At 47.8% G+C, this 12,707-nt stretch carries 12 protein-coding genes; 9 read left to right on the top strand and 3 right to left on the bottom strand.

The features are described from left to right. Positions 1 to 10: 10 nt before the first annotated feature. On the top strand, positions 11 to 679 hold the full coding sequence (locus ACRRNK_RS17715) for a potassium channel family protein (protein ID WP_433943997.1): 669 nt from the start codon (positions 11 to 13) through the stop codon (positions 677 to 679). Between the two features lie 34 nt (positions 680 to 713). On the opposite strand, the gene ACRRNK_RS17710 is transcribed toward ACRRNK_RS17715, so the two are convergent. Next, positions 714 to 1,616: a LysR family transcriptional regulator gene (locus ACRRNK_RS17710; RefSeq protein ID WP_433943996.1), complete on the bottom strand. Its 903-nt coding sequence runs from the start codon at positions 1,614 to 1,616 to the stop codon at positions 714 to 716. Positions 1,617 to 1,850: 234 nt separating this feature from the next. Here ACRRNK_RS17710 and ACRRNK_RS17705 point away from each other — a divergent pair, with 234 nt between their 5' ends. The 5 genes from ACRRNK_RS17705 (at position 1,851) to ACRRNK_RS17685 (ending at position 6,554) form a co-directional block, all read left to right on the top strand. Further along, positions 1,851 to 2,522: a succinate dehydrogenase cytochrome b558 subunit gene (locus tag ACRRNK_RS17705; protein ID WP_433943995.1), complete on the top strand. Its 672-nt coding sequence runs from the start codon at positions 1,851 to 1,853 to the stop codon at positions 2,520 to 2,522. 20 nt (positions 2,523 to 2,542) lie between these two features. After that, positions 2,543 to 4,285 carry a succinate dehydrogenase flavoprotein subunit gene (sdhA, locus tag ACRRNK_RS17700; RefSeq protein ID WP_433943994.1) on the top strand — a complete coding sequence of 581 codons (1,743 nt, stop codon included), beginning with the start codon at positions 2,543 to 2,545 and terminating at the stop codon, positions 4,283 to 4,285. A 19-nt stretch (positions 4,286 to 4,304) separates the two neighbouring features. After that, positions 4,305 to 5,066: a succinate dehydrogenase iron-sulfur subunit gene (sdhB, locus tag ACRRNK_RS17695; RefSeq protein WP_433943993.1), complete on the top strand. Its 762-nt coding sequence runs from the start codon at positions 4,305 to 4,307 to the stop codon at positions 5,064 to 5,066. 226 nt (positions 5,067 to 5,292) lie between these two features. Next, positions 5,293 to 5,988, top strand: a complete 696-nt coding sequence (locus tag ACRRNK_RS17690) for an ion channel (protein WP_433943992.1) — start codon at positions 5,293 to 5,295, stop codon at positions 5,986 to 5,988. A gap of 20 nt (positions 5,989 to 6,008) precedes the next feature. Then, a complete protein-coding gene (locus ACRRNK_RS17685) occupies positions 6,009 to 6,554 on the top strand; it encodes a GNAT family N-acetyltransferase (protein ID WP_433943991.1) in 546 nt (181 codons plus the stop codon). Positions 6,555 to 6,766: 212 nt separating this feature from the next. Here the strand turns inward: ACRRNK_RS17685 and ACRRNK_RS17680 are convergent, their stop codons facing one another. Both ACRRNK_RS17680 and ACRRNK_RS17675 read right to left on the bottom strand, forming a co-directional pair. Continuing rightward, positions 6,767 to 7,576, bottom strand: coding sequence for a histidinol-phosphatase (locus ACRRNK_RS17680; protein ID WP_433943990.1), 810 nt, complete (start codon positions 7,574 to 7,576; stop codon positions 6,767 to 6,769). A 36-nt stretch (positions 7,577 to 7,612) separates the two neighbouring features. After that, positions 7,613 to 8,515 carry a LysR family transcriptional regulator gene (locus ACRRNK_RS17675; RefSeq protein WP_433943989.1) on the bottom strand — a complete coding sequence of 301 codons (903 nt, stop codon included), beginning with the start codon at positions 8,513 to 8,515 and terminating at the stop codon, positions 7,613 to 7,615. 266 nt (positions 8,516 to 8,781) lie between these two features. Here ACRRNK_RS17675 and ACRRNK_RS17670 point away from each other — a divergent pair, with 266 nt between their 5' ends. The 3 genes from ACRRNK_RS17670 (at position 8,782) to ACRRNK_RS17660 (ending at position 12,560) form a co-directional block, all read left to right on the top strand. Then, positions 8,782 to 9,240: a chemotaxis protein CheX gene (locus tag ACRRNK_RS17670; RefSeq protein WP_433943988.1), complete on the top strand. Its 459-nt coding sequence runs from the start codon at positions 8,782 to 8,784 to the stop codon at positions 9,238 to 9,240. A gap of 62 nt (positions 9,241 to 9,302) precedes the next feature. Then, complete coding sequence (locus ACRRNK_RS17665; protein ID WP_433943987.1) at positions 9,303 to 10,100, top strand: SDR family NAD(P)-dependent oxidoreductase; 798 nt, start codon at positions 9,303 to 9,305, stop codon at positions 10,098 to 10,100. A gap of 255 nt (positions 10,101 to 10,355) precedes the next feature. Continuing rightward, on the top strand, positions 10,356 to 12,560 hold the full coding sequence (locus tag ACRRNK_RS17660; protein ID WP_433943986.1) for a methyl-accepting chemotaxis protein: 2,205 nt from the start codon (positions 10,356 to 10,358) through the stop codon (positions 12,558 to 12,560). Positions 12,561 to 12,707 lie beyond the last annotated feature (147 nt).

Raw genomic sequence — 12,707 nt, 5'->3', positions numbered from 1 at the left:
ACAGCGTACTATGAAGACACAACAGTTCGTAGTTATTGGACTTGGCCGCTTCGGTTCAAGTCTTGCAATGGAGCTTATTGAACAAGGCTACGAGGTATTAGGGGTAGACCGGAACGAAGAGGTCGTCTCGAATATGGGCAGCTTTTTAACCCATACTGTCGTTGCCGATGCAACGGATGAGGAGATGCTCAGATCTCTTGGAATTCGTAATTTCGACTGCGGCATTGTAGCTATTGGCGATGATATCCAAACGAGCATCATGGCAACAATTCTGCTGAAAGAGATGGGAATCCGAACGGTGGTATCCAAGGCAATCTCCACGCTCCATGGACGCGCTCTTGAGAAGCTGGGCGTGGACAAGGTGGTATATCCGGAGAGGGATATGGGAGTACGGGTAGCCCATCAGCTTGTGAATCCGAATCTGATCGATTATATCGAGCTGTCGAAGGATTACAGCATTGTTGAATTGAAGGTGCCGACGTCCTTGGATGGACGAATGCTAAGTGATCTTAACCCGAGAGCCCGCTTTGGGTGCAGCATCGTGGCGATTCAAAAGCCGAACGGCTGCATTGTGGCTCCGACGGCAATGGACCAGGTTCAAACGGGCGATATTATGGTGATTATAGGTTCTAACGAGAACATCGAGGAGTTTGAAGAAGCGGTCAATCAAGGAGACTAAATAAGCCCCCTCTCCCAAGTGCTGGTCAGCCGGCTTATATGGACAGGGCACTGGAGAGGGCTTTTTTCATCTCGGAGATCCACTGGCGTGTCTCGGCATTCAGATCCGTCTTCTGACCGAAGATCAGACAGGTTCTTCTCCGGGTCTGTTCCAGTTCCTTCATTGGAATGGTCACGACTTCGTTCTTATCAAGCAGAGGAGTTCGGAGGTATGATTTTGGCAAAAGAGCGGCTGCTTTGCAGGTCGGCAGCAGGCGGACAATGGCCTCAAAGGAATCGATCTCCATTCGAATGTCTGGAATGACGTTATGTCTGGCGAATAGCTCATCAATCACTCTGCGGTACCAGGTGCCTTTGGAGAATATAATCATCGGCTGTCCGCTGAGATCCTCCATCGTAATCAGATCCTCCTGAAGCAGTTCATGCTGGCTGGGAACGACGAGTTCAAGATGATCCTCAAACAGTGGAATGCACAGCAGTCCCTGTTCTTCAATGGATGAAGCTACAACGCCGAAATCGACCTTTTTATCCCGGACGTGGGATACAATCTCATGGGTTTTGCCTGTAACCAGCTTCAGCTCCGTATTCGGATATTTATTCATAAGCGCCTCGACCAGCGGGGGGAGAGTGGTCTGTATGGTGGTCAGACTTGCTCCAAGAGTCAGGACGCTCCGTTCGGCTTCCTTGTATCTGGAGATCGACTCCAGAAACTGTACATGCCGCTGTCTTTGCTCAACCGCATACGTATAGACAAGCTGTCCTGTACGGGTGAGCTCCAGCCGTTTGCCATTACGGTTGAAGAGCATGACTCCCAGTTCTTCCTCAAGCTTTGCGATTTTGCGGGAAAGAGCGGGCTGGGACAGATTAAGCAGCTTAGAAGCTTTGTTAAGGCTCGATTGTTCCACCACCGTAATATAGACAAGCAAATCCTCAAACATGGTCAGGCCTCCTTATGCGCAAATGACATAACATTTAATAATTATATTGCAATTCCATTATAAGTTCAAAAGGAGTAACATAAAAACTGACACAAGTTGTTCACATGGTATCGGTCAGTCTCAGGTACTGCCGCTTACGAGTGTGGATTGTATCATTTACAACCGGCCAGAGGGCATGACAATCATGCGCCATGAACGGACAACGATGGATACCGGAAAGGGGTACGCGCAATTATGAAAGGGTTTTATTCCAGAAAACTGCACTCGCTGCTGGGTGTTATACCGTTAGGTTTCTTCATTCTGGAACACATGATTACGAATTTTTCTGCCGTAGAGGGCGGGTCGCAGGGGTTCAAGGATAGTGTTGCTTTCCTGAACGGACTGCCGTTAGTGCTGATTCTCGAAATTTTTGGTATTTTCCTGCCTTTGATGTATCATGCGATCTACGGACTCTACATTGCGTTTCAAGCAAAGCCGAACAACGGCAGATTCCGCAATGAGCGGAATTTACGTTATCTGCTCCAGCGGGTAACAGGAGTTATTGTGCTTGTCTTTGTGATCTGGCACTTGTATGAGACTCGGGTTCAGGTAGCACTAGGGCATGTTACACATGAACAGCTGGGAAGCGTTATGCACGACATTGTAACCAATCCGGTGTACTTTGTTTTCTACGTGATTGGGGTCCTGTCAGCTTCGTTCCACTTTGCGAACGGTCTGTGGTCGTTCCTTATCAGCTGGGGGGTAACCGTAGGTCCTCGTGCCCAGCGTGTATCATCTAACATCTGCATGGGTCTGTTTGTGATCGTATCAGTTATGTTCGTATGGTCGCTGTTTGCATTCCGTAATGCGGAATTCCAGGCGGGCGGCGAAGCACTGCTTCAGACCCTTAGAACATTCATCGGATAAAAAGGGAGTGACGATAGATTATGGCTAAACAAAGTATTGTCATTGTCGGCGGCGGTCTAGCCGGCTTGATGGCCACCATCAAAGCTGCGGAAGCGGGAGTTCATGTAACGCTGTTCTCCCTCGTGCCGGTCAAACGGTCACACTCCGTCTGCGCACAGGGTGGAATTAACGGAGCAGTTAATACCAAGGGTGAGGGCGACTCGCCTTGGGAGCATTTCGATGACACGGTATACGGCGGGGACTTCCTGGCGAACCAGCCGCCGGTTAAGGCGATGTGTGAAGCGGCGCCGGGAATTATCCATCTGATGGACCGGATGGGCGTTATGTTCAACCGGACCCCGGAAGGTCTGCTTGACTTCCGCCGCTTCGGGGGCACGAAGCGCCATCGTACGGCATTTGCCGGTGCCACTACCGGGCAGCAGCTTCTCTACGCCCTGGATGAGCAGGTTCGCCGCTATGAGGCGGCAGGTCTTGTTACCAAGCATGAGCACTGGGAGTTCCTCTCGGCTGTCTTGGATGATGAAGGCGTATGCCGCGGGATTTGTGCACAGGATCTGCGTTCGATGGAGATCAAGACATTTATGTCTGATGCCGTAATTCTGGCAACAGGGGGTCCTGGTATTATTTTTGGTAAAACCACGAACTCCGTCATTAACACAGGTACAGCGGCAAGTGCTGTGTATCAGCAAGGTGTTAAATATGCGAATGGGGAATTCATTCAGATTCACCCGACAGCCATTCCAGGGGATGACAAGCTGCGTCTGATGTCTGAATCCGCACGCGGTGAGGGTGGACGTATCTGGACTTATAAAGACGGTAAGCCTTGGTACTTCCTTGAAGAGAAATACCCGGCTTACGGTAACCTTGTGCCGCGTGATATCGCGACGCGTGAGATTTTCCATGTATGTGTCGATGAGAAGCTTGGCATCAACGGCGAGAACATGGTATATCTCGATCTGTCCCATAAGGACCCTAAAGAGCTTGATGTTAAGCTTGGCGGTATTATTGAGATCTACGAGAAGTTCATGGGCGATGACCCGCGCAAGATTCCGATGAAGATATTCCCGGCAGTCCATTACTCCATGGGCGGCATGTGGGTTGATTACAATCAAATGACGAACATTCCCGGCCTGTTCGCGGCTGGAGAATGTGAGTATCAATATCACGGGGCCAACCGGCTTGGCGCGAATTCGCTCGTATCCGCGATCTTCGGCGGCATGCAGGCTGGGCCGAAGGCGGTTGAATATATCCGCGGCCTTAAGAAGTCAGCTGAAGATGTTCAGCCTGGTGTATACAGCAGTGCGAAGAAGCAGCAGGAAGAGAAGTACACCAACATTCTCGCCATGAATGGTACGGAGAATGCGTATGTCATTCATAAGGAGCTTGGCGAGTGGATGACAGACAACATGACAGTTGTTCGTTACAACAGCAAGCTGGAAGCAACGATCAATAAGATCAAGGAACTGAAGGTCCGTTACAAGAACATCAATATCAATGATGTCTCGAACTGGAACAATAGCGGCGCGGCGTTTACCCGTCAGCTGTGGAACATGCTCGAACTGTCTGAAGCGATGACACTTGGAGCCCTGCTGCGTAATGAAAGCCGCGGTGCCCATTACAAACCTGAATTCCCTGATCGTAATGACGAAGAATTCTTGAAGACTACCAAAGCTACATGGACGCCGGAAGGCCCTCAAATTTCATATGAGGACGTGGATGTCTCCTTAATCCCGCCGCGCGTTCGAGACTATTCGAAGGATTAATTAGGAGGGGGAACAGGCTATGGCGCAGACAACAGCTGCTAAAAAAGTGAAATTCATTATCACACGCCAAGATCAGCCGGATTCGGCACCCTATACAGAGGAGTTCGAATTATCATACCGCCCGGGTATGAACGTGATCAGTGCGCTGATGGAGATTCAGCGTAACCCGGTCAATCATGACGGCAAGCACACAACTCCGGTATGTTGGGAATCCAACTGTCTGGAAGAGGTATGCGGAGCATGCTCCATGGTTATCAATGGCAAACCGCGTCAGGCTTGCGCAGCCTTGATTGATAAGCTGGAACAGCCGATCCGTGTTGAACCGATGAAGACCTTCCCGGTCGTTCGTGACCTGGTCATTGACCGCAGCCGGATGTTCAATGCACTCAAGCGGGTAAAGGCATGGATTCCAATTGACGGAACCTATGACCTCGGTCCAGGACCACGGATGCCTGAGAAGAAGCGTCAGTGGGCGTATGAGCTGTCCAAATGCATGACCTGCGGGGTCTGCCTGGAGGCTTGTCCGAACGTAAATGAGAAGACGAACTTTATCGGTCCAGCTGCGATCTCGCAGGTAAGACTGTTCAATTCACACCCAACCGGGGAGATGAACAAGGAAGAGCGTCTGGATGCATTGATGGAGGACGGGGGTATCGAGGGCTGCGGCAACTCGCAGAACTGTGTACGTTCCTGCCCGAAAGGCATTCCGCTTACGACATCCATTGCTGAGATGAATAAGCAGACAACGAAGCATATGTTCAAACGCTGGCTCAGCGTATAGAAGTGAGGTTAAATATGGGTTGCTCCTATCAAAGGGGCAGCCTTTTTTTGCTATACAGAAAGACAAGACGAACTCCATCCTGGGTCAACATATTATTCCCTTACTTGGAGAAGATTCTAATCTGTACCCTGGCATTAGCAGTGCTGGCGCATGTCCAATGTGGTACAGAGGTGTCTGGTTTAGGGTAATGATTCTCATGTCAGTATCCTGAAGGGAGGGTGATTTTATGCAGACGGCAGTGCTTTGGATAGATGTAATTGGCCTGATTATTTTGGCTGTTTTCTTCTACAGGGTGGATAAACGAATTACAGGAAGGGTCATCCTGCTGGCCCCCCTAATCATCTATATCGCTTTGTGCTTGGAAGATTTGCTCGGGATCATCGATTTCGCCTCAGTCCTAGCATCCCCTGCCTTACTAAGAGCATTTATTCTGCTTTTTGTCCTATTCTCGGTGATCTTTTATATCACATTCATCTTCACCAAAATCGCGCAGTCCGTGAATAAGGAGGTACAGCTTAAGTCAACGGTGATCCGTATATTTATCGCCACCTTGATGTGTATTCTGTTCTTCATGGTGGTATATACCTCGATCTACAAAACATTTGGCGAAAGTTCCTTTATGGGCGATAATATCGGTAAAGACTTGATTTCCCAGCTGATCTCATTTCTATACTTCAGCGTAGCCACCTTCGCTACGGTAGGTTATGGTGATATTAGGCCGGTGGATAATACCGCGCGTCTGGTAGTGATTATGGAAGTGTTATTCAGCTTTGTAACGGTGGCGTACGCTTTATCCATGATAGGGGTATTCCGCCAAATTTTTAAGGAAGAACCTCTAGGTGGACCACTCGGAGGCCCCGGCAATGATCCTGTGAAAAGTGATGGAGGCGAGGAATCGGATGAGGGAATTGAAGAGATTTAGCAGTTATCAAGGTAAGAAATATGCTGAATAGAACAGACATCCGAAGGAACTATCCCATAATTCGTACAGATCGGCTTGTGCTTAGAAAAATCGGGCCAGAAGACGAAATAAATCTATATAATTGCATTTCAGATCCTTCTGTATATCCACATCTGGGCCTTCACTCCTTTTCGGCTTTATTTCCTTCACGTTTATACCGTTATTTTGAGGAGTCGAACCGAACGCTGTCTACGCTGCATTTTGCAATCTGTCTGCATGAGGATGTGAGTCTGATTGGGCTGGTATCACTCCAGAAATGGGATGACGAGAAAGGGACGGCAATTCTAGGTTATTGTATATCTCCTCCCTATTGGAACAAGGGGATTGCGACCGAGGCTGTTCGCGCTGTGATCGAATTTGGAATTCAAGAGCTGGGTCTCAAGAAGATCCGGGGGAGATGTGAGGAAGGTAACGCAGCTTCACGGCAGGTCATGTTGAACTGCGGTATGGTTAGAGAGGATGAGCCCCAGGATAATATGGATGTGCTTGGTAATCCCGGCTTGATTTCATTTGTTCTTCAGGTTTAACACTTCTTTTACGCTTTGTTACACAAATGAAATATTACTGTTATTAAACCCTAACAGAAAGCGGTTAAGATAAGAACATGACCCCCTTTTGAATATAATGAATGCTTTTGGAACCTGATGAGGCGAATCTCTCGGGTTCTCTTTTTTTTGCCAGGTCACAAATTAACCCCCGCTCCGGACAAGGAGGGGGGCTGGAATCATTACGTGGCGCTTTAGAGAGGCACGGATATTTGTTGTTTGTTTTTGAAATATACCCATTCCTTGAACCCGATCTCCTTAAGACGCTTAGCGACTTCCTCCCACTCATCGCCAACCCGGAAAGGCTTATGGGCATCTGATCCGAAGGTAACATTAACCCCGTGGAACAAAGCACGCTCCAAAATGGCATCTGATGGATACCAGCCGCCGCTGAGCTTGGTCTTGCCTGAGGTATTAATCTCGATAGCGACACCCGATTCTGCAATGGTCTTCAGGGTATCCTCGATTGCTGCTTCAGCCGGAATATCAGAGAATGCGGGATAGTTGCCTTTCATGGCGTCGATATGACCGAGGATCTGGAACATCCCGCTTCGTGCGGACTGCCGGATCAGATTGTAATATTCTTCCTTGTGCTCAATCCTCTCTTTGTCCCCAAGACCCTTCCAGCGGGATTTATTGAAGATGCTGCTATTAAATGTGCTATGAACCGAGCCGATAATATAATCAAACGGGTAGGAATTAAGAACCTGGCGATAAGTCTCTGCATGCTCCGGGAAAAAATCAGATTCAATCCCCAGTAGAACGTCGATCTTCCCCTCATACTCGGTCTTTAGTGCAAGCACTTCATTCACATAGTTAACAAATTCTTGTTTGGCCATTGCAATCCGGGGAAAAGGCTGCTCCTCAGGACTCCCGAAATAAGGTGTATGATCGCTAATGCCAATGACCTGAAGGCCTGCGGCAATCCCGGCCTCGATATAATCCCGAATATTTCCGTCGGCATGGCCGCACCGAAAATGATGAGTGTGCAGATCGAATTTCATAAGTTGTATACTCCTTTCAATGGGCCAAGTGGTTGTTTACTCTGAACTGATGAAATGAGTCTCAGGCATTCCTTTTAGATCGTTAAGAAATTGCTGCATGGCCGAATTGATATAGCGACTGGATTTATAGATGACGCCCACCGGGTGGGTAACCTCAAGCTCGATGATAGGAACAATGCGTAGTGTGCCAAGCCGAAGCTCGCGGGAAATGGACTGCTTGGAGATAATCGCGGCACCCAGGTTGATTTCCACCATCCGCTTGACTTCCTCACTGCTAGAAAGCTCCATCACTACATTAGGCTCGATATTATGCTGCTTGAATACATCCTCCACAAATCTGCGTCCAACGGTATCCGGTGAGAGAAGAATCAAGGGTACACCTTGCAGATCCTTCAGAACGGGGTTCCTTGCCTGCGCCAATGGATGAAGAGGGGAGACAACGAGTTCGAAGGTATCATAGTACAGCGCTGAGGCATGAATTTGCGGATTTCGCTCGATTAAATAACCGATTCCTACATCCACAAGCCCGTTCTCCACGTTCTGATAAATTTGGGAAGATGGCATGGACTGAATGCTTGTCTTGATTAGCGGGAATTGATCCTGGAAATAGGAAAGGATACGAGGCAGAATCTGAATCGCAATCGATGTGGTAGTACCGAGCACGATGTGGCCCTGCGGAATATGTTCCATATCGGAGAGCTTTTGCTTCAATTCTTCCACAATATCAACAATCCGTTCAGAATGCTGCAGAAACACCTGACCCCGGTCTGTTAAAGTGACGGGCTGATTCCTATTGACGAGGACCGTTTTAAATTCGTCCTCAAGACTCTTGATTTGAGCTGATACTGCAGGCTGGGTCAAATTCAGAAGCTCACCGGCCTTGCGAAAACTCTTTGTTTTGGAGATGGTGATGAGCGTCTCCAATTGACTTATGTTCACCTGGACTCCTCCTTAATGCTCGAACACACTTGCTTGATCCGTATCATAGAAATGTAATCTTTTCCTAATAATTATAGGCTATTCATTTCATCAGGGCAATGTATCACAAGGTCATGTGCTCATGTATTAATCTCTTCCATCCGCAGGATTTGTATTTATGAATTTGTAATGATTTATTTCTAGGAATAAAGTATAATATTAACTAACCAAAAGATGGGACTATTGTTGTGAAAACAGGACTTCCCAGAGCAAAGGGGCGCATTTATGTGAAGGCAGAAGTGATCAATCCTTTTTTAGAATCCGCGAAACTTGTACTTGAACAAGTGATCCAAATTTCACCTTCCGCTGGAAGTCTTGGAATTAAGGATGTTGTTCATATTGATAACCACATATGGATTCAAGTCGGCATGACGGGACAGCTTAGCGGTAATGTGCTCTTCGGATTGCAGGAGGATGTTGCTTTAAGAATCGTTTCTCTCATGATGGGCGGATTTGTGATCACAGAGATGGATGAAATGGGGACAAGCGCCATTTCAGAGCTTGGCAATATGATCAGTGGTAACGCGAGTACTATACTTTCAAATCAAGGTTTCACAGTAGACATTACGCCACCTAAAATCATTAAATCAAATGACAGTGCCGATAATGCATCCTCCAAGGTTCTGTTCATCCCACTTACCATTAATGGTGTTGGTGAACTGGATATTCAAGTCATGATCTCGTAGAATAGAACCAGTTACGGCGGCGTAGGGAACAGGGGGTTCCAGATCCGGAGATAGACCGCCGAATGGGGAAAGGATGCGGGTGTATCTTGTTGAGAGATAAGGTAATTGTTGTGACGGGTGCGTCAAGCGGAATAGGAGCCTTGACTTCAAGGCTGCTGTCAGAACGTGGAGCCATCGTAATTCTAACTGCTCGTTCAGTGGACAAGCTTGAGCTAGTGGGTGCTTCACTACAGGGCCGGTATGAGATTATTCCACTGGATGTCAGCCGTGACGACGACGTGGCCAGGGTATTCAAGAAGATCTTCGATTCCTACGGACGGATTGATGTGCTTCTGAATAATGCCGGTTATGGCTTATTTGAGTATTGTGATGAAATGCCTGTCCAGGCATTTGCGGATATGATGAATGTGAACTATATGGGGATCGTTCGGTGTACCAAAGCCGTACTGCCTTCCATGAAGGAAGCGGGCACTGGCCAAATTGTGAATATTGCTTCTATGGCGGGTAAGCTGGGTACTTCCAAATCCACAGCTTATACAGCTACCAAGCATGCGGTTCTAGGATTCAGCAACGCTTTGAGACAGGAATTGAAGGAATACGGAATTACGGTATCCACGGTTAATCCGGGTCCGATCGACACACCTTTCTTTGATCTTGCGGATCCAGGTGGCGCCTATGTGAAGAATGTGAAATGGTTCATGATGAAGCCGGAGAAGGTAGCATCAGCTATCGTCTCGGTGATTGAGAAGCGTAAAGCGGAAGTAGATCTGCCGTGGTTCGCAGGTATTGGCACCAAGTTGTATCAATTGTTTCCCCGCTTGGCAGACAGGCTTAGCTATAAACTTTTAAATAAAAAATGAGAATTCCAGGTCTTCTTACTCCTCAGCATGGAGTGGGAGGCCTTTTTTTGATTATATAAGAAAAGAAAGGCTGTGATTGTCTCTCTCCGGTTATTATCGGTGTCACTGGATCTTAATCCCTAGTCTTTATAATTTATTGGGTGAAAATACCTACAAATTCATTGTGTAATTCCATTTCTTAGGGTACAATGAATCAATAATAGATTTGTTAAGTTATATAACATGTTGTGTTATGTATTGGAGAGGGGGATTTACATGTTCGATTGGCTTGGATTCAGAAAAGGATTGCCACTTTGGTTCTCCTACCAGATTAATAAGGGGATTAAAGAGGACGTTGAAGAAATTTTTGAAGGAATCGCCTCTACTCGAAGAGACTTGCTTGAAACTTGGGCTAACGATTATTGGGGACATTTAACGAGGCTTGAAGATCAACTTAAAGCTGCTGGCTTTCCGGAGAAAGAATCGGGAACTGTTCATCATCTTGAAGGATTATTCGCCTCGTGCAATAGACGAGCTGAGGACTTCTCGGAGATTAGCCTGATTGATTCAAGCGGAGAAGTGATTATCTCTACATACAGTAATAATGTAGGCAAAAGTATGCTTGTCCATAGCGTAATGTCCGAAGCATACCATCGTGTAAGCCATGGAGACAAATGCTTGGTTGGCCCGTATGCAGATCCGGTTACTCTTCAGATAGGTCCAAGTACATCTCGGTTCCATGATGAAATGACACTTATGTTCATGCACCCTATGATGGAAGGCAGTACTCTGCTTGGTGTGTTGTGCGGGCGGGTACCGAATGATGTTCTTGGGGACCTGATCCAGCGTGAATCCGGACACGTCTATCCCGATTCAGGTGATAACTATTTATTTATGGCGAGGCCTGAGCTGCACAGGAATATTGAACCTGGGACTGCCCTTTCCCGCAGTAGATTTGAGGATTTCACCTTTACACATGGAGACAATCTGAAAGAGGGCGTAAGGACCGAGTTCGGGGTAGTTCAGGTACAGAACCATACCGAATTGGAACTCGTCTTTGTGGACCCTGCAACCGGTGAGCTTCATCCGGGGGTTGCGGGAACCATCGCAAATGGCAGTAATCTGTTCGTAGAATTTCCAGGCTATTCGGATTACAGGCACATCCCGGTAATCGGTAAAGGCATTACCTTCAAGTTACCCCATTGTCCAGATTTGTGGGGAATGATGTGTGAAGGGGATCTGGAGGAGGTGTATCGGGTCCGCAGTCTGCATTGGAAAGTAAAGGTGATGCATCTGTGGTTGATCACAGGCTTTGCACTCATGAATGTGCTGATGTCCTTTCTTCTTGGAGGAGTCACTAATCCTTTGATTACGGCGGCCGCATTCTTAGTCATGAACGTGCTGTATGGCGCTTCAGGGGTGTATTGGATTGAGCGCAGACAAACATTGCAAGCAGCTTCACATCTCAGAAGACTGAACCGATTTATCCGGATTAACGCAGAGGGTAAAGGGGACTTGACGAAACGACTGGATATCGGCAGCTTTCCGCAAGACGAGACCGGGGAATTGGCAAAATGGATAAATAACATGATCGATAGTCTTGAGGGAATTATGCTTCACATCAGGCGTGCGGCTGACGATGTGAGACTGAGTCAGCGTCTGCTGCATGCTTCGGCAGCTTCGACCGGACAATCGACAGATGCAGCTGGTACTAAAGTCGATGATATGCTCAGAGGCATCCGGCAGCAGCTGGCGGATATCGATATGGCCAAGGATGTATCCTTACATATGAGTGGTACCCTGAAGGAGCTGGAGCAGCAGGCTTCGGAACAAATCGCAGTCGCTCAGAACGAGGTTGTCCGAATCGGGGACAAGATGCAGCATATTCATCTCAAGGTAGAAGAGACGAACCGCACCCTGCGTAATTTTGCCGAGACGACCAAAGAAATTGCCGGCATGCTGAAGGTGATTGAGGAAATTTCAACCCAGACGAATCTTCTCTCGCTTAATGCATCGATTGAGGCGGCTAGAGTGGGAGAACACGGAAGGGGATTTGCCGTGGTAGCTGGAGAGATTCGCAAGCTTGCGGAGCTGACAAGTCGTTCCACTGCAAGTATTAGCGAGACATTGAAACGGATTGATGAGAAAGCGGAAGAGTCGTTCCAGACGATGGAGGAAGGCACCCGGGTCGTTGAAGAAGGAACGCAGCTTGTAGCTACAGCTGCACAGATTCTTCAGCTGGCAGGAGCCTCTGACTCCATGAAGACTCGGGTTGTGGATGAAATGGTCAGCTTAATGGAGAAGATCGCTGCAGTCAGCATAGAGAACCGAAAGATCTCTACGGAGGTGGAGGATACGGTTCAGCTCCTTAGCAGGGACATGCAGCAAGTAAGGAGCACAACTGGAAATGTGGAATCCATTACAAGCTCGCTGCTGCAGCTCGTGAACCAATTCCAGCTCAGAGAGAATAGGGCGGGGTGAACATTTAAATTATTCGAATGACCGATTTCCGTAGTGAAGTCGGTTTTTTTATCGACCTTCCGACAGAATACCCCTTCCTCAAGGAATGTGGAGGGCGAAGCCTAATGAGTAGGGAGGGGATGAATGTCGGTTGGTAATAGCCAAAAA

The sequence above is a fragment of the Paenibacillus sp. SN-8-1 genome (genome assembly GCF_050995535.1).
Taxonomy (GTDB): domain Bacteria; phylum Bacillota; class Bacilli; order Paenibacillales; family Paenibacillaceae; genus Fontibacillus.
Note: the sequence above shows the minus strand (reverse complement) of the source record. Positions and strands in the feature narration are given on the sequence as shown.

Excerpts from the sequence above, each read along its gene's own strand:
- ACRRNK_RS17715 (WP_433943997.1), top strand. The coding sequence starts at position 11 with ATGAAGACACAACAGTTCGTAGTTATTGGACTTGGCCGCTTCGGTTCA.
- ACRRNK_RS17710 (WP_433943996.1), bottom strand. The coding sequence starts at position 1,616 with ATGTTTGAGGATTTGCTTGTCTATATTACGGTGGTGGAACAATCGAGC.
- ACRRNK_RS17705 (WP_433943995.1), top strand. The coding sequence starts at position 1,851 with ATGAAAGGGTTTTATTCCAGAAAACTGCACTCGCTGCTGGGTGTTATA.
- sdhA (WP_433943994.1), top strand. The coding sequence starts at position 2,543 with ATGGCTAAACAAAGTATTGTCATTGTCGGCGGCGGTCTAGCCGGCTTG.
- sdhB (WP_433943993.1), top strand. The coding sequence starts at position 4,305 with ATGGCGCAGACAACAGCTGCTAAAAAAGTGAAATTCATTATCACACGC.
- ACRRNK_RS17690 (WP_433943992.1), top strand. The coding sequence starts at position 5,293 with ATGCAGACGGCAGTGCTTTGGATAGATGTAATTGGCCTGATTATTTTG.
- ACRRNK_RS17685 (WP_433943991.1), top strand. The coding sequence starts at position 6,009 with ATGCTGAATAGAACAGACATCCGAAGGAACTATCCCATAATTCGTACA.
- ACRRNK_RS17680 (WP_433943990.1), bottom strand. The coding sequence starts at position 7,576 with ATGAAATTCGATCTGCACACTCATCATTTTCGGTGCGGCCATGCCGAC.
- ACRRNK_RS17665 (WP_433943987.1), top strand. The coding sequence starts at position 9,303 with ATGGGGAAAGGATGCGGGTGTATCTTGTTGAGAGATAAGGTAATTGTT.
- ACRRNK_RS17660 (WP_433943986.1), top strand. The coding sequence starts at position 10,356 with ATGTTCGATTGGCTTGGATTCAGAAAAGGATTGCCACTTTGGTTCTCC.